The sequence below is a fragment of the Paractinoplanes lichenicola genome (assembly GCF_016785085.1).
Taxonomy (GTDB): Bacteria; Actinomycetota; Actinomycetes; order Mycobacteriales; family Micromonosporaceae; genus Actinoplanes; species Actinoplanes lichenicola.
Window position 1 is genome coordinate 309,263 of the sequence record NZ_JAENHO010000003.1, and the last position, 15,858, is coordinate 325,120.

Annotated in this window: 13 protein-coding genes, 1 tRNA gene and 1 pseudogene; 9 read left to right on the top strand and 6 right to left on the bottom strand. The window is 70.9% G+C overall.

What is annotated here, in order from left to right:
* Positions 1-31 precede the first annotated feature (31 nt).
* Positions 32-208: a hypothetical protein gene (locus JKJ07_RS10455; protein ID WP_202991251.1), complete on the top strand. Its 177-nt coding sequence runs from the start codon at positions 32-34 to the stop codon at positions 206-208.
* Positions 209-225: 17 nt separating this feature from the next.
* Here JKJ07_RS10455 and JKJ07_RS10460 read toward each other — a convergent pair whose 3' ends face one another.
* Positions 226-768: a hypothetical protein gene (locus JKJ07_RS10460; protein ID WP_236028707.1), complete on the bottom strand. Its 543-nt coding sequence runs from the start codon at positions 766-768 to the stop codon at positions 226-228.
* A 303-nt stretch (positions 769-1,071) separates the two neighbouring features.
* On the opposite strand from JKJ07_RS10460, the gene JKJ07_RS51670 reads away from it, so the two are divergent.
* Positions 1,072-1,305 (top strand): hypothetical protein, encoded by a 234-nt coding sequence (locus JKJ07_RS51670; protein ID WP_307834242.1) that lies wholly within the window; start codon positions 1,072-1,074, stop codon positions 1,303-1,305.
* A 62-nt stretch (positions 1,306-1,367) separates the two neighbouring features.
* On the opposite strand, the pseudogene JKJ07_RS51675 reads toward JKJ07_RS51670, so the two are convergent.
* Positions 1,368-1,532, bottom strand: a pseudogene (locus JKJ07_RS51675) (FmdB family zinc ribbon protein); the annotation flags it as partial.
* Between the two features lie 28 nt (positions 1,533-1,560).
* The gene (locus tag JKJ07_RS10470) at positions 1,561-2,196 is read right to left on the bottom strand and encodes a 5-formyltetrahydrofolate cyclo-ligase (protein ID WP_202991253.1); all 636 of its coding nucleotides are present in this window, start codon (positions 2,194-2,196) and stop codon (positions 1,561-1,563) included.
* 81 nt (positions 2,197-2,277) lie between these two features.
* On the opposite strand from JKJ07_RS10470, the gene JKJ07_RS10475 reads away from it, so the two are divergent.
* The 6 genes from JKJ07_RS10475 (at position 2,278) to JKJ07_RS10500 (ending at position 8,209) form a co-directional block, all read left to right on the top strand.
* Positions 2,278-4,263, top strand: a complete 1,986-nt coding sequence (locus JKJ07_RS10475) for a diguanylate cyclase (protein ID WP_202991254.1) — start codon at positions 2,278-2,280, stop codon at positions 4,261-4,263.
* Positions 4,264-4,311: 48 nt separating this feature from the next.
* Positions 4,312-5,229, top strand: a complete 918-nt coding sequence (locus JKJ07_RS10480; RefSeq protein ID WP_202991255.1) for a UTP--glucose-1-phosphate uridylyltransferase — start codon at positions 4,312-4,314, stop codon at positions 5,227-5,229.
* Positions 5,226-6,533, top strand: coding sequence for a molybdopterin molybdotransferase MoeA (locus tag JKJ07_RS10485; protein WP_202991256.1), 1,308 nt, complete (start codon positions 5,226-5,228; stop codon positions 6,531-6,533). The genes JKJ07_RS10480 and JKJ07_RS10485 overlap by 4 nt, the downstream gene beginning before the upstream one ends.
* On the top strand, positions 6,534-7,166 hold the full coding sequence (locus JKJ07_RS10490; protein ID WP_202991257.1) for a GNAT family N-acetyltransferase: 633 nt from the start codon (positions 6,534-6,536) through the stop codon (positions 7,164-7,166).
* A gap of 154 nt (positions 7,167-7,320) precedes the next feature.
* Positions 7,321-8,055, top strand: a complete 735-nt coding sequence (gene sepX / locus JKJ07_RS10495) for a divisome protein SepX/GlpR (RefSeq protein ID WP_202991258.1) — start codon at positions 7,321-7,323, stop codon at positions 8,053-8,055.
* 80 nt (positions 8,056-8,135) lie between these two features.
* A tRNA-Ala gene (locus JKJ07_RS10500) sits at positions 8,136-8,209 on the top strand.
* A gap of 314 nt (positions 8,210-8,523) precedes the next feature.
* Here JKJ07_RS10500 and JKJ07_RS10505 read toward each other — a convergent pair.
* Positions 8,524-10,128 carry a hypothetical protein gene (locus JKJ07_RS10505; RefSeq protein ID WP_202991259.1) on the bottom strand — a complete coding sequence of 535 codons (1,605 nt, stop codon included), beginning with the start codon at positions 10,126-10,128 and terminating at the stop codon, positions 8,524-8,526.
* A 238-nt stretch (positions 10,129-10,366) separates the two neighbouring features.
* Between JKJ07_RS10505 and JKJ07_RS10510 the strand changes: the two genes are divergently transcribed.
* The gene (locus JKJ07_RS10510) at positions 10,367-11,611 is read left to right on the top strand and encodes a GAF domain-containing sensor histidine kinase (protein WP_202991260.1); all 1,245 of its coding nucleotides are present in this window, start codon (positions 10,367-10,369) and stop codon (positions 11,609-11,611) included.
* 171 nt (positions 11,612-11,782) lie between these two features.
* Here JKJ07_RS10510 and JKJ07_RS10515 read toward each other — a convergent pair whose 3' ends face one another.
* Both JKJ07_RS10515 and JKJ07_RS10520 read right to left on the bottom strand, forming a co-directional pair.
* Positions 11,783-14,200 (bottom strand): bifunctional polysaccharide deacetylase/glycosyltransferase family 2 protein, encoded by a 2,418-nt coding sequence (locus JKJ07_RS10515; protein ID WP_202991261.1) that lies wholly within the window; start codon positions 14,198-14,200, stop codon positions 11,783-11,785.
* Positions 14,201-14,250: 50 nt separating this feature from the next.
* A complete protein-coding gene (locus JKJ07_RS10520; protein WP_202991262.1) occupies positions 14,251-15,243 on the bottom strand; it encodes a hypothetical protein in 993 nt (330 codons plus the stop codon).
* Positions 15,244-15,858 lie beyond the last annotated feature (615 nt).

Consider the following 15,858-nt stretch of genomic DNA (forward strand, 5'->3'; position numbering starts at 1 on the left):
TCCGCAGCGGCGCGGGCCTACCCTCGTAGGCGTGGACATCCTGGATGAGCCCGAGCGCGACAACGACGCCGAGCGCGTGGTCGATTTCGACTCGGAAGAGGCGGCCCTCCTTCCCGACCAGACCCGGGACGACACCGAGCGTGGGTGGGGCGAGCGCTCCTACGACAACGACGACCGCCTGCTGGAGGACCGCCCGCCGCACTGGTGACCGGCGAGCCCGCGTGGTCATGACGGCTCCGGCGGGCGGATCTGGACTGCGAAACTCTGGCCGGGCTTGGCCACCGCCTGCGCGGCCTCGTCGGGTGTCAACGCCAGCAGCAGGCCGCCGATGGCCGGATCGTCGGAGCCGGTGACCTGAAGGACCAGCGCCGAGTCGGCCACCGGCGTCGTGCTGCCGCTGGACTCATCAAGACGCAACAGGTCGACCCGGTTGCCCGCCTCGACCAGCGCCAGCGCCGCGGGATCGGCCAGCCGGACGGGGACGCCCACGCTGCCCGCCGGGACCTGGCCGTCGTCGCTCGCCGGCGCTGAGGCCGGTGGCGTCTTGGCGGCGGGTGCCGTGAGCGCCGGTGGGGGCTCGCACTCGCTGGAAGGTGACCACGACGTCAGAGCGGCGGAGCCCAGCAGGATCGCGACCACTGCGAGGCGTAGCAGCTTGCCGCGAGCCGGCCGGCGCCAGCGCACGGGATCGAGGCGCCCGTCGCCGCCGTCGCGGCTGGGTGATCCCGGCGCCTTGGGGAGGGCAGCAGCCAACCTGGTCCTGCCCATCGGCCATGCCCCTTCCGGTCGCTCCGACGTCGCAGTCCTGCGGCGCCGGGGCGAACGTTAGGCGGGCCGGAAGATCGTCCGCTCGACCCCTGTGGATAACCCGGAATTGTGGATAACTCGGGGAGCTCCTCGGGGATGGCGTACCTTCACAAAGCCCCCCGGGTGGGTGGTCTCGGGGGTTGGCCTTGGTGGGTGGTCTCGGGGGTTGGCCTTGGTGGGTGGTCTCGGGTAACGGGACTGGATCTCGGGTGCCAGGGCACGACAAACCGCGCCGGCCCTGTTTCGGGCTCGGCGCGGTTCGGAGTGGGTCAGGACGCGGCGGGGGTCTTCGAGCTGCTTGACGAGGACGTCGTGGAGGACGAAGTCGACGAGCCGGACGAGGACGAGGAGCTCGAGGACGACGAGTCACCCGAGGACGAGGTCGACGTCGAGGACGTGGACGATGGCGTGGAGCTCGCGGCGGCGTCCTTCTTCGTGGACTCGTTGCTGCCGGACTTCTCGGCGCCCACGTTGCCGGAGCGGGAGTCGTTTCGGTAGAAGCCCGAACCCTTGAAGACGATGCCGACCGAGTTGAAGACCTTGCGGAGTTTGCCCTGGCAGTTCGGGCATTCGGTCAGGGCCGCGTCGGAGAACGACTGCACGGCCTCGAGCTGGTGTCCGCACTCGGTGCAGGCGTACTGGTAGGTAGGCACGGCTCCTCCGGATCTGGTCGGCTGCTGGCACTCGCCAACTCCGAGTGCCAATGTTGCGCCATCGGAGGTCATTTCGTCCACTCGGCCTGCTGGCTGAGCGTCAGTTGCCGAAAACGGTCAGACCGGCGCCGGGGGTGATGGCGGCGTGGACGGGGCGGTCGTGGGGTTCGGCCGGCACGTGGTCGACCAGCTCACCGTCGTGCAGCAGGGCCACCACGAACGTATCCCCGGTCAGGCGGGCCAGCGCCCGGTCGTAGGAGCCGCCGCCCCGGCCCATGCGCATGCCGCGGCGGTCGACGGCGAGCGCGGGCACGAAGACGAGCCGCGCCCGGGCGACGGCCGTGACGCCGAGCCGGGGGCCGGCGGGCTCAAGCAGCCCGCGCGGGCCGGTGACGAGCGGCTCGCGGGGACCGGTGGCCAGACGCGAAGGGGTGGGGGACGGATACGCGGCCCAGTCGAGGTCGTTGTCCGGAAGGAGGACGGGCAACAGCACCGGGGCATGGGCGGAAAGCGACACCACCAGATCGGCGCCGCCCGGCTCGCGACCCACCGGCACGTACGCCGCCAGCAGGGGACGGTCCTCACGGCGTACGAGGGAAAGGGCTTGATCTTGAATGGCGACGGCGGCGGAGGTCAACGCGGAGGGTGTCAGGGCGCGACGGGAAGTGAGCAGCCGATTGCGTAGCGCAGTCTTCTCGGCGCGAGATCTTTCCGCATCACGGGTTAAATCGGGCACGCAACACCCCCTTTTGAAAACCGGCAAACGGTGCACACTATGTCAGCATCGCTCCAAAGAGGGCCATTCCCGGGAGGATGCGTGACGCTGCGTGGCCGGCTCACCACCGCCTTTCTGGTGGTCGTGCTCGGTCCGGTCCTGCTCGGGTCCATCTTTGTCGCCATAACTGTCGCCACGGTGAGCCGGGATCGGACCGCCGAGCGGCTCGACCATGCCACGACGACGGTGCGGACGGGAATGGCGGCGGCCTGCCGGCAGCTGCAGGCGGCGGCCGACGCGGTGGCGGTGGTCCCCCCGGACGACCGGTCGGCGGTGGCGAGCCAGCTGATCACACGCGGTCTGGCCACCGACATCAAGATTGTCGGGCAGGTGACGGCGCGGGCCGGCGGGACGACGATTCCGGCGCCGCGACCGGTCGAGTTCACCGGCTGGCAGGACTGCGCGGCTCCGGCGGACGGGCCGGCCACCGCGATCGCCGCCCGCTCGATGGCCGGCAACGAGCTGGTCACCGCCGCGCAGAACGTCGACCAGGCCTTTCTCGCCCGGCTGGCCGCCGCCAGCGGCACCGAGGTCAGCCTGACCGGCGGCGATCGGCCGAGCGAGGAGCATCGTCGCCTCCAGGCCGAGCCCGGCCAGCCCCTGCACCTCACGCTGATCGTTCCCCCGAGCAAACCCACCTTCCTGTACGCCCTGCTGCCCGCCGTGGTGCTCGCCGTCGCGCTGGCCGCCGTGCTGGTGGCGCGATGGCTGGCCTACTCGACCACCCGCCCGTTGGGCGAGCTGGCCTGGGCCGCCGACCGGGTGGCCGACGGCGACCTGGACACCCGCGTACCGATTCTGCGCGCCGACGAACTGGGCCGGCTCGCCGCCACCTTCAACCGGATGACCCGCGAGCTGCAGGCGTACGTGCAGGCGCTGACGGCCAGCCGGGACCAGCTGCGCGGGCATCTGGCGATCCTCGGCGAGACGCTGTCGAGCACCCACGACCTGCACCGGATCCTGCAGGTCATTCTGCGTACGGCCCTGGCCGCGACCGGGGCCCGGGCCGGTCTCGTGCTGCTGCTCGACCCGGCCACCGACCAGCTGGTCGCCCGTTGCGGCGTGGGGCTGCCGGGCGACTGGGACGTGCCCGACAGCGAGCTGATCAAGCGGCGGCTGCCGATCGGGCCGGGCGTGCTCGGGGCGGTGGCCGCGACCGGCGAGCCGCGGCGGGGGCAGGGTTCGCCGGCGTCGGCCGAGCCGCCCTGTCTCACGTACGTGGCCGTGCCGATCTGTGCCCCCGCGGTGGCCGAGGAACCGGGCGACCCGCAGCCGCTGCCCGACACGCTCGGGGTGCTCGCCCTCTACGACCGGGTCGGCGGGGACGCGTTCGACGACGCCGACTTGCACACCTTGCGTACGTTCGCCGGACAGGCCGGAGTGGCCGTACACAACGTACGGATGCACGAGGAGGCGCAGCGGCTGTCGCTGACCGACCCCCTGACCGGGCTGTGGAACTACCGTTACCTGCGGGAATCGTTGCGCCGGGAGGTGGAGCGGGCCAGCCGATTCGGGCGCATGCTCGCGGTCCTGGTGCTCGACCTCGATCACTTCAAGGAGGTGAACGACACGTACGGGCATGCGGCCGGTGACGCGGTGCTGGGCGAGTTCGCCCGGCGGATCCGGGTCGGGCTGCGCGAGGTCGACGTGGCGTTCCGCCAGGGTGGCGAGGAGTTCGTGGTGCTGCTGCCGGAGACCGACGCGTACGGTGGCGCGATCGTCGCCGAGCGTCTCGGTGCGGCGGTGCGCAGCCGTCCCGTGGCCGTCGACGGTGTCCAGATTCCGATCACGGTGTCGATCGGAGTGGCGGTCTATCCCGAGCACGGCGAGAATTCGGTGCAGGTGCTCGCGGCCGCCGACCGCGCGCTGTACGCGGCCAAGAACGCCGGACGCGACACGTACCGGTTGGCGGAACCCGGGGATGTGACGAAGTCAGGGGTTTCTTCCGACGATCATGAAGGAAACTTTGATCAGACGACGGCCGTGCCGGGTGGGTTACGACCGCAGCAACACAGGCGTGGCCGCTAGTCTCGCGGCATACCCCGGGCAGGACCGAGCGAAAGTGCGGTGACCTTGATGACCACGAACGGGCAGGCGCCCGGCCGCCGGGCGGTGAAGGCCGTCATCCCGGCGGCGGGCATGGCGACCCGGTTCCTGCCGGCCACCAAGGCCGTGCCGAAGGAACTGCTGCCCGTGGTCGACCGGCCCGTCCTGCAGTACATCGTGGAGGAGGCCGCGGCCGCCGGGATCACCGACGTGCTGCTGGTCACCGGCCGGGGCAAGACCTCGATGGTCGACCACTTCGACCGGCGGCCCGACGTCGAGGCCCGGCTGGAGGAGAAGGGCGACACCAAGCGGCTGGCCGAGGTGCGCCGCACGAGCGAGCTCGCCGACATCTACACCGTCCGGCAGGGGGAGGCGCTCGGGCTCGGCCACGCGGTCGGCACCGCCGCCTCGCACGTCGGCGACAACGCCTTCGCGGTGCTGCTGGGCGACGAGTTCGTCGAGCTCGACAAGCCACTGCTGCCCGCGATGCTCGACCTGCAAGCCCGTACGGGGGGAATTGTCCTGGCCCTGGGTGAGGTGAAGCCGGAGGAGACGTCGCGCTACGGCATCGCCTCGGTCAACCCGTCGGCCGAGGGCGGCGACGACGTCGTCGAGGTCACCGGGCTGGTCGAGAAGCCCGACCCCGACGAGGCGCCGAGCAACCTGGCCGTGCTCGGCCGCTACATCCTGCCCGCGAGCATCTTCGAGGCGATCGCGAACACCAAGCCCGGCAGCGGCGGCGAGATCCAGCTGACCGACGCGATGGCGCAGCTGCTGGCCGACGGCGTGCCCGTGCACGCGGTCGTCTACGGCGGGCACCGCTACGACACCGGCATGCCGCTGGGCTACCTGCAGACGGTCGTCATGCTGGCCGCGCAGCGCGACGACCTGGGCGAGGAGTTCCGGAGCTGGCTGGCCGAGTTCGTCGCCGGCGGTGCGAAGGGATGACGGCAACGGCCGATGCCGAGGCGGCCGCCAACGAGCTGATGCCTCTCGCCGAATACCTGGGCAGCGTGCTGCGCAGGCTTCGCGCGCTGCCCCCGCTCGACCTCGACCTGACCCAGGCGCACGGCAACGTGCTGGCCAACGACGTGCTCGCGCCGCACCCCTATCCCGCCTTCGACCAGGCCGCGATCGACGGCTACGCGGCCCGCTGGGAAGACCTGACCGGGGCCGGGCGGGTCGGCTCGCATCCGTCGCTGGGGCGCTTCGAGGGCGGCCGGCCGGTGCGGCTCAACGTCGTGGGCGACCTCGGCGCGGCGAGCTGGCGTCCCGTACGCCTCAACCCCGGCACCTGCTTCTCGGTGGCGGCCGGGGCGCCGCTGCCCATCGGCTCCGACGTGGTCGTGCCCGTGCACTGGACCGATCAGGGCATGGCCGCCGTCGAGATCCAGCACGCGCCCAAGCGGGGCTCCGGCGTACGGCGGGCCGGCGACGAAGTGGCCGCGGGGCAGGTGCTCGCGCCGGCCGGGGCGTACGTGACCCCGGCCATGGTGGCCACGTTCGCCGCCTCCGGCATCGGGCACGTCGTGGTGCGGCCCAGCCCCCGCGTCGTGGTCGTGGCGACCGGTGACGAGCTGGTCGACGTGGGCCGGCCCAGCCAGCCCGGCCAGATAGTGGACGCCAACTCGCATGCGCTGACGGCGGCCGCGGTCGAGGCGGGCGCCCTGGCCTACCGGATCGGCATCTGCGACGACGACCCCGAGGGCCTGCGCGGCCTGCTCGAGGATCAGACCCTGCGAGCCGACCTGATCATCACCACCGGCGGCACCGGCACCGGCCCCGGCGACATGCTGCGCCGCGTGCTGTCCCGGCGCGACCCCGGCCGCGGCGCGGTCGAGTTCACCGACGTCGCGCTCAGTCCCGGCGCGACCCTCGGCTTCGGCACGGTCGGCGGCGAGGAGGTGCCGGTCGTCTGCCTGCCCGGCGAGCCCGGTTCGGCGCTGATCGGCTTCGAGGTGCTGGCCCGCCCGGTCATCCAGCTGCTGGCCGGGGCCGAGCCGGTGTTCCGTACGAGTGTGAAGGCGCACCTGCTGGAGACGATCTCCTCCCCGGGCGGCCTGCGGGAGTTCCGTCCCGCGCACGTGGCCGAACGGCGCGGCGGGGGACATACGGTGCAACCGCTGGCCGGTGGGCCGTACACTCTCTCCGGCCTGGCCGAGGCCAACGGACTGCTGGTGCTCGGCGAGCGGGTCACCACGGCGGCCGCCGGCTCGACCGTGGATGTGCTGCTTCTCGACCGGAGGCGATAGATGCTGGGGTCCACACCCGGGTGGCCCGCCGTGCTGGCGGACGGCCCGGTGTTGTTGCGGCCTTACAAGCGCGGCGACGGCCGGTCCTGGTCCGAGGTGCGGATCGCCAACCAGGAATGGCTCGCCCCTTGGGAGTCGGCGCCGCCCGGCCCGTGGTCCGAGATGAACTCGACCCGCGCCTACAGCTACGTCTACTCCGACATGAAACGGGCCGCCCGCCGCGGCGACAGCATGCCGTTCGCGGTCTGCCTGCGCGAGGACGACGGCAGCGAGCGGCTCGTCGGCCACGTCAACCTGGGCAACATCGTCCGGAGAGCCTTCAGTTCGGCGTACGCGGGGTATTGGGTCGACCATCGGGTGGCCGGCCGCGGCGTCATCCCGACCGCCCTCGCGCTCGCCGTCGACCACGCGTTCGGCCCCGGCGGGCTGCACCGCATCGAGGTCAACATCCGCCCCGAGAACCGGCCCTCCCGGCGCGTGGTGGAGAAGCTCGGCTTCCGCGAGGAGGCCTATCACCAGCGCTACATGCACATCGACGGCGGCTGGCGCGACCACCTCGGCTACGCGTTGACCAGCGAGGAGGTAGCCGCCGAGGGTGGTCTCATGGCCCGCTGGCGGCGTGTCCGGGCCTGACCCCGGTGTGCCTTATTGATCCTTACAGCTCGACGCGCGGCGCGTCGGGCGCATTTCCGCAGCTCGCGGCCGTAATCTCGGGGAGATTGGGTCTTGCGGACCGGCTTGTGAACGTGCACGAGCGGGCCGCCCACAGCTGACGGGAGGGGTGAGGGTGCCGACCTCGGTGCTCCTCGCCGTCCTCGCCGCGGCCGGACTGCTCGCCCTCGCACCGGCGCTGGTACGCCGGTACGACGCCACCGAGCGGCTCGCCGCGGAGCGGGCGTCGTCGACGGCGAGGGTGCTTCAGCGCCAGCGCCGTCGTCGTACTGTGCCCGGACGCCGACCGATCAACCCCGGACGGCTGGTCACGGTTACGGTTCCGGCCCCCCTTTCTCCCCAGAAGCCGCAGCGCCGGCTGCGCCTGGTCACACCCGGCCGCCGACCGGCCCGGCGCCTGCCGGAGCGAAGGCACACCCCGGCGGTCGTCCGCCGGCGCCGGGTTTTCGCCGCCCTGCTGCTGCTCAATATCATCGAGCTGGTCGGCGTGGCCGCCGTCGGCCCCGGCTTCTGGATCGGCTTCGCGGTCACCGGCGCGCTGCTGGCGATCGACCTGGTGCACCTGCGCAACCGGGCCCTGGCCGACCGCCGCCGCCGGCGCATCGAGGCCCGCGAGGCGGCGTGGCTGGCCGCCCAGCAGGCGATGGTCCGCCGCGAACAGGCCCGCCGGGCCCGCGACCGCCGCGAGAAGCAGAAACAGCTGGCTGCGCAGCGCGAGGCGGCCCGCCGTACGGCGATGGGTCTCGACCGCGACGAGGCGCCGGCCGCGCCGCCGTCGGTGCACTACCGCCGGACCGGAGGGCTGCGGGGGCGGGCCTACGAGGCCGGGGGACGACACCACACGGCATAGGGTGGGGCCGGTTCGCGATCGCTGGTCTAGACCTGTTAACCTTGCCGAGGTTCCACGGACTGCGGTCCGCGGGCTGGTAGGGGGCTGTGGCGCAGTCTGGTAGCGCACCTCGTTCGCATCGAGGGGGTCTGGGGTTCAAATCCCCACAGCTCCACAAACTCTGACGCCTCGTGTCCGCAAACAACGCGGACCCGGGGCGTTTGTCATATCTGCTCCGGGGGCCGAGCCCCCGGACGCCCCACGGTGCGGTCAGTTGCGCCGGGTGGGGGTCAGGCGGGCTGGGCTGCGGATCTGGGGCAGAGGATCAGTACGCAGCTGGAGACGCGGACGTCGTCCAGTAGTAGGCCGTGGCCGGCCGCCGTCGCGAGGCCGAGAAGGATTCGTAGCATCGGGACCTCCGTCAGAGCGTGGGGCTCACAGTACTGACGGAGGGTCCCGAAAAGGGACATAACGCCTAGGGCGTGTCGGCTACGACACCGGCGTCGTCGGGGTGCGGGTGATCCGGTACGTGGCTGGTTCCGCGTCACCCACCAGCACGAGTGCGGGGGCTTCGCTGTTGCCGGTCGCGCAGGTGAACTCGGTGTCGTTGCCGGGGCAGAAGTTCCAGCCGTCGCGGTTGACGTGGACCTCCAGGGCGCCCGAGCCGGACAGCTTCTCGATCGTCGTGGTCAGCTGGGCGGGAGTGATGTATTGCGGCATCCGGAAGCACCGGGTGAACTGGTCGGCGCTGAACTCCGCGACGACCTCCTCATTCCAGGGCTGGCAATACGCCATGGTCCGCTTGTACTGCAGGACGAACTTGTAGTCACCGGCGGCGGGGGCGGTGAACAGCACCCGGGTGTATCCGGACCGGGGCGAGGGGACCTTCTCGTACTCGGGCCGCGCGACCCCGGTGGCCGACGGCGGGAACAGGACGTCGGTCGCGGCCGGGTCGGCGCGGGTGAACTCGTAGCAGTGCACCTCGCCGGCCTTGGTGAAGGTGCCCTTCTGGGCCGGCTCGGGCAGCCCGAAGATGCCGATCTCCTTGCAGACGAACGGCTCGTCGTGCGTGAACGTGACCGAATACGGGACGTCCTCGGGCAGGCTCGACGTGTCGCCGCTCGCGACCAGGGTGAAGGTGCCGGCCTTGGTGAACTCGCAGACGCCGTCGGCCGGGATCCAGTACGTGTGATTGCAGGCGCTGCTGCCGAGCGACTCCGTGCCTTCGAGCGCGATGAGGGTGCGTGACGCGCCGGTCGCGGTCGTGTTGGTGATGCGGTATTTGCCGGCCGTGGGTACGTGGATCGTCCGGCAGCGGATGCCGTTGAGCGGGTCGGCCGTCGGGTCGCCCAGCATGCCGGGCGAGAGCTCGGGGCAGCCGGCCCGTGAGGTGAGCGACCGGATCTGGATCTCGTTGTCGGGCTTGGTCGGGTTCGCGACGGCCATGGCCACGTAGTCGCCGGTGGCCCGGATCTGGCACGGCGGGTTGTACCGGAGAGGCCACCCGCAGGCCCCGACGTTGTCGAGGTCGTACACGTGGACGTTGCCGGACTGGGAGAACCCGAGGATGTTCTCGCCGTTCGTGGCGGCGAACCGGACGCAATGCGCCTCGAGCTCGTCGGTCTGGGGCAGCGCGACCCGCGGCGCGTTCCAGTCGGTGGAGATGCGGGTGGTGCAGTCGGCCGGGTCCTGGCGGATCGCGGCGACCCGGTAGGTCATCGTGTCGGTGGCCGACGTGTTGTTGATCCGCACCTGGTAGTCGTCCTCGGCGCGCACGGTGCATTCCCACAGCGAGCCGCGCGGGGCCGGGCAGAGGCGGCTCTCGTCGGCCCGGAACACCCAGCCCGAGTGGGCGACGCCCGCGCCGCGAACCTGCAGGTAATACCGCCCGGCGGGGAGGTGGACGTCGGTGCAGCCGGTGCCGCCCGGCGGGATCACCACCGTGTTGATCTGCTCGGCGGTGAGGTTGCCGAGGCGGCCCGGCTCGAGCTTGGTGCAGTCGGCGGCGGCCGGGGCGGGGGCCGGTGACTCGGTGACCGACGGCGGGGCGGCCGGCTCGTCGGCGCGGGCGGTGCCCGTGATGGTGAAGGACATGACTAGGCCGCACAGCAGTGCGGCACCCCAACGTTTCAAGACGTTCCCCCGTACTTGGTCGTCATGGTGTCCTCAGTGGATATCACGTCGAGCGTCGATCTCTCCACCCCGCTCGCGACATATGCGTACGGGGAACGCATATTTCAGCGGAGGGCCACCGAGCCGCGGGCGATTAGTGCTAAACATGAGGGTTGCTACTTTTGTGTGGTACCTCTGAAGGCAGCCTCGGAGGTGACCCATGAAAGCTCCCCTGCCCGACAACGAGACCGACCGGCTCGCCGCCCTCTACGCGCTCGACATCCTCGACAGCGAACCGGAGCAGGACTTCGACGACATCGTCGCGCTCGCCTCGAACGTCTGCGGCACACCGATGTCTCTGGTCACTCTGCTCGACACGGATCGCCAATGGTTCAAGGCCCGGGTCGGGACGGAAAAGACCGAGACCGACCGCGACAGCGCGTTCTGCGCCCACGCGGTGCTGGGCCGCGACCTGCTGGTCGTGCCGGACGCGACCAAGGATCGCCGGTTCGCCGACAATCCGCTGGTCACCGGCGAGGACGGCATCCGCTTCTACGCCGGGGCGCCGCTGGTGACCACCGACGGGTTCGCGCTCGGCACGCTCTGCGTGGTCGACAACGAGCCCCGCCGCCTCGACATCGAGCAGCTGCAGGCCCTGCGCGCGCTGGCCCGGCAGGTCACCTCACAGATGGAGCTGCGCCGGCACGCGGTCGCGCTGGCCAACACCACGGCCCGGCTGCAGGAGCTCGAGCGGCGCAAGGACGACCTGGCCGCGCTGCTCGGCGGGGACCTGCGGGCGCCGCTCCGCCTGATCTCGGCGTACGTGGAAAAGCTCGGGAAGACCGGGTATCACGATGCCGAGATGGCCGACCTGGTCGGGCGCGCCACCGCCGGGCACATCCGCGGCTTCCTCGACCTGCTGCACCACCTCAGCACGATGGCCGAGGCCGGGTTCGGCACCGAGAGCCTGCACATGCGCCAGATCGACCTCACGCGCATCACGCAGCGGGCGGTCGAGGCCGTACGCCCGATCGCCGCCACCAAGCAGATCTGGATCCTCAACCAGGCCGGCGGTCCCGCGTTGCCGATCATCGCCGATTCCGTACGGCTCGAGCAGGTGCTCACCCATCTGCTGTTCGCGGCGGTCAAGTACACGCCGTCGGGCGGACGGGTGCGGGTGGGCACCGAGATCGAGGCCGGTCCGGCGATCCGCCTCGACGACATGGACCTGCCCGACGGCATGCGGCCCGAGCTGTTCCCGCACCTGTATTACGGCGCGATCGCCAACCCGGCGAACATTCCCGGACCCGACCGCGGGCTGGCCGTGGCCAAGAAGATCCTCGACGCGCATCACGCGACGGTCGCCCTCTCGGACCGGCCCGGCGACGGCACCTCGCTGCACGTGGTGTTCCCGTCGGCCGACCTCACGCCGGCGGCCATGCTCGACGATCTGATCACCATTTAGTTCCCCGTACGCAATCGGCCCGTACGCAATCGGCCCGTGCTCGCTCGGCTGCAGTTCGAGCGGGCACGGGCCGACGCTTCACCCGGTGCTGACCCGGGTTTTCACCCGGTTTCGAGCCGGGCTTCCACCCGGTTTCGAGCCGGGCTTTCACCCGGTTTCGAGCCGGGCTTTTCACCCGGTGTAAACCGGGCCGGAGCCGCCACCCGGGGGCGAGCCGGCTGACGGAAGATCCTCGGGGCCGAGCTCCGCGCTCTGCTGGTGCCGCACCGGCTGCGTCGGCACCGCCGGACGCGCGACGGCCCGGCCCGCCGCCGGATGCGTCTCGACCCGGCCCTGCCCCAGCGTGGAAGGCCAAGTGTCCACAACGGGCGCAACCTCGGCGGGCGGGGGAGGCGGCGCCTCGGTGCGGGCGACCAGGCCCGCGCGGTGCAGCTTGTGCCAGCGCAGCCGCCCGCCGGTCAGCGCGGTGGTCGCCGACTGCATCAACACCAGATACATCAACTGCCGGTAAGCGAACTGCTGCAACGGCAACCGCCAGAGCGGCTTGAGCGACTCCTTGTCGAACCGGAACGCCACCGCCGCGGTGAACAGCTGGAGGGCGAGCATGCCCAGCCACGCGACGACGGTCTCCTCCAGCTCCCAGAAGACCAGGCCGTAGACGAGCATGATGTCGACCACCGGCGCGAGCATCGGCAGCGCGACCCCGAACAGGGCCAGGAACGGCAGCCCGACCCGGCCGAAGCGGCCCGACGGTCCCCGGTCGAACAGGGCCCGGCGGTGCTTCCACATCGCCTGCATGGTGCCGTAGCTCCACCGGTAGCGCTGCCGGTACAACTGCTCCAAAGTGGCCGGCGCCTCGGTCCAGGCCTTCGCGTCCTCCGCGTACACGACCCGCCAGCCCTGCCGCAGCATGGCCATGGTGACGTCGGTGTCCTCGGCCAGCGTCTCGTCGCTGATCCCGCCGACCTGCTGCAGGGCCTCGCGGCGGAACGCGCCGATCGCGCCGGGCACGGTCGGCATGATGCCGAGCACCTCGTACAGGCGGCGGTCCAGGTTGAAGCCGATCACGTATTCGATGTGCTGCCAGGCGGCGACCATCCGCTCCCGGTTGCCGACCTTGACGTTGCCGGCGATCGCGCCCACCGTCGGATCACCGAACGGCTGCACCAGCGTCCGGATCGAGTCCGGCTCGAAGATCGTGTCGCCGTCGACGGTGACGATCAGGTCGTGCCGCGCGAGGGCGATGCCCGTGTTGAGCGCGTTCGACTTGCCGCCGTTGGGCACGCGCACCACCCGTACGTTGGGCAGTCTCAGCTGCTCGACGAGGGCGGCCGTGCCGTCGGTGGACCCGTCGTCGACGACCACCACCTCGATCGCCGGGTAATCGCCGCCGGCCAGGGAGCGTACGGCCGCCTCGATCCCCTCTTTCTCGTTGTAGGCGGGCACGATGACCGACACCGGCTCGACCACCTCGGGCCCCCAGCTCCAGCTCGGCTTGCGGCGCTGCCGGGCATGCCGGGTGGCGAGGAGCAGCAAGAGCGCCGTACGGCCGATCGTCAGCGCCCCGACGATCAGGAACAGGATGGCGATGAACCAGACCAGGCCGTCCGCGACCCGTACGGTCCAGATGACCGCGCTGCCCCGCCAGACGTCACTGTGCGCGGCGTCGGGGTTCTCCGGCAGCAGGGGCACCTTCGCCTTCGCGGCCGCAGCGGCCTGGTTGCTCTGCTCGATCGTGCGGTTCAGGCCCTCGGTCACGGTCGTGAACTTGTAGCCCCGCGCCTTCATGGCCGGGATGAACTGGCGCAGCGCCTCGACGGACTGCTGCCGGTCGCCACCCGCGTCGTGGAACAGGATGACGGCTGAGTTCTCGCCGGTCGGGGTGGCGTTCTTGATGATCTGCGGTACGCCCGGCCGCTGCCAGTCCTCGCTGTCCAGGTCGTTGACGACGACCAGGTAACCCTGCCGGCCGGCGTCCTTGATGATCTTCCAGTTGATCTCGTCGATGGCCGCGTTCTTCGACGAATACGGGAACCGGGCCAGGTTGGTGTGCACGCCGGTGGCCCGGGCGATCGCCACCTGCGTCTGCGACAGCTCCAAGGTGCGCCGCCACGGAGCCAGACGCTGCAGGTTCGGGTGGGTGAACGTGTGCAGGCCGAGCTCGTTGCCTTCGTCGGTGATGCGCTTGCTGAGTTCCGGATGCCGCGACACCTCGGAGCCGACGACGAAGAACGTCCCGTGCGCGTCGTTCTCCTCCAGCACGTCGAGGATCTTCGGCGTCCAGGCCGGGTCGGGGCCGTCGTCGAAGGTCAGCGCGATCGTCTTCGGCGGCATGCGGCTCGTGCTGGCCTGGCCGCCGGTGGTGTTGATGACCGGGCCGCCGTTGAGGATCTCCTCGGGGACGCCGGCCTGATCGCCGACCTCGGAGTCGAGGTGGTCGCTCTTGAACTCGGCATTGATGTACGCCTGCACCACCAGGACACCGACGAAGACCAGCACGAGCAGGGAGCCGAGCATGATCCGGGGGCGGGGGAGCAGCCTGCGCCGTACGGGGCCGCGGCCGCGCGTGCGGGTCCGGGTGGGCGGCATGGGGGGTGGGGTGTTGGGGGGTGGAGCCTTGTGGGCGGGGGTGTGAGGCGTCACTGCGGCACCTTGGTCGTGAGGGGTATCGAGCCCGTCGGCGACGGGTCGGTGGCCTTGGGCTTGGTGTCGGGCTGGGCGGCTGTGGTCGCGGTCGTTCCGGAGTCCTCCGCGTCTCCGGAACTGCCGTTGTCCTTGGTGCCGCCGCTGTTGCCGCTTCCGCCGCCACTTCCAGCGCTGCTGCCGCTTCCGCCGCCGCTTCCAGCGCTGTTGCCGTTGCCACCGCTGCTGCCGGCGCCGCTTCCGCCGCCGCTTGTTCCGCCGCTGCCGCTGTTCGTGCTGTTGCCGCTTCCGCCGCCGCTTTCGCCGCCGCTGGAGCCGTCTCCAGAGCCGGACGAGCCCGAGCCGTCCTGGCTCGGGCTCGTCGTCGGGTCGTCGACGACCGATCCGCCGCCCTCCCCGCCGGTTCCTGGTGGCGCCGGCGGCACCGGCGGTGTCTTGACCGGGGTCACCGGTGGCGTGGTCGTCGGTGTGGTCGGGGGCGTGGTGGTCGGTGTGGTCGGCGGCGTCGTCGACTCCGGCGTCCGGGGCGAGGTGCTCGGGACCGGCGTGGGCGTCCGCGACGGCGTCGGCCTCCGCGTGGACGGCGGCACCCGAGTCGACTCGAGCCGGGGCGGCTGCGGCCGTACGGTGGTCCGGCGCGGCTGCGCCTCCACGACGGGAAGCGCGCGGGCCGCCTGGGTCGGCGAGGGGGTCGGGGCCGGCGGCGGGCTCGGCTTGACCGCCGGCGTCTCCTTCTTCTCCTCGGGCTCCAGGCCGGGCAGCGGCAGCACGGCGCTGGAACGGACCGGCCCGCCGGCCAGGCTGACGCTGATCAGGCCGCCGTACAACATGACGAGCACACCGAACGCGTACGCCAGCCGCCGCAAGAACCGGCTGCGGCGCCCGGTGCTGTCCACGAACACCGGTGCGGGGGCCTCGACCGAGATCACTTCGGTCTCAGGAAAATCGGAGGCGTCGAAATGCGGGTTTTCTGGCTCCTGCGAAGTCACGCGGCGAGCTTAAAAAGATAAATCGCGATCTTGCGACGTCTCACTCTTCCGCATGACGGATGATCGTTTTCCGGAATTCAACCGAAATGATGAGCCCTAGAGTTTGACCAGATGGGGACTTGTATGTGCCACCGCCGGGCGCGCGTCGCTGAGCAGCATCGCAAAGGCGAAGAGCTCAAAGTTACGCGATTTTGCCAATTGTTTTGCTGTCGCATCCCCGACAGTGAAAGAGGCAAAAGCCCGAAGCTTATTCACGCGGTGATTTGCACTTCTTAATGAGAATATACCGCTATGTCCGGGTTGTCGAATCGGCTTGATCGAAATTTGAAAGTTCCCCAGGCCACCCGTTGTGTCCGACATCGGAGGTCGTTAAGCTTCATCTTGCGCGCCCCTATCGCCCGCTTCCCCCGTGGCAGGCGATCGGGGCGCGCCCTTTCTTTCCCCAGCCCCGCGTGAAGCCAGCCCGCGGATCCCAGACTCGCGTGAAGCCAATCCGCGGATCCCACCTCAGTCCGCGGGCGCTGACTTTTCGTAGAGCCGGCCCGCGGACCCCGGCCTCCCGTGAAGCAAGTCCGCGGAGGGCAGCGTCCCGCAGTGGGCCCCTGAGCCTCGGGT

Excerpts from the sequence above, each read along its gene's own strand:
- JKJ07_RS10460 (WP_236028707.1), bottom strand. The coding sequence starts at position 768 with ATGGGCAGGACCAGGTTGGCTGCTGCCCTCCCCAAGGCGCCGGGATCA.
- JKJ07_RS10480 (WP_202991255.1), top strand. The coding sequence starts at position 4,312 with ATGACCACGAACGGGCAGGCGCCCGGCCGCCGGGCGGTGAAGGCCGTC.
- JKJ07_RS10485 (WP_202991256.1), top strand. The coding sequence starts at position 5,226 with ATGACGGCAACGGCCGATGCCGAGGCGGCCGCCAACGAGCTGATGCCT.
- JKJ07_RS10490 (WP_202991257.1), top strand. The coding sequence starts at position 6,534 with ATGCTGGGGTCCACACCCGGGTGGCCCGCCGTGCTGGCGGACGGCCCG.
- JKJ07_RS10505 (WP_202991259.1), bottom strand. The coding sequence starts at position 10,128 with ATGTCCTTCACCATCACGGGCACCGCCCGCGCCGACGAGCCGGCCGCC.
- JKJ07_RS10510 (WP_202991260.1), top strand. The coding sequence starts at position 10,367 with ATGAAAGCTCCCCTGCCCGACAACGAGACCGACCGGCTCGCCGCCCTC.
- JKJ07_RS10515 (WP_202991261.1), bottom strand. The coding sequence starts at position 14,200 with ATGCCGCCCACCCGGACCCGCACGCGCGGCCGCGGCCCCGTACGGCGC.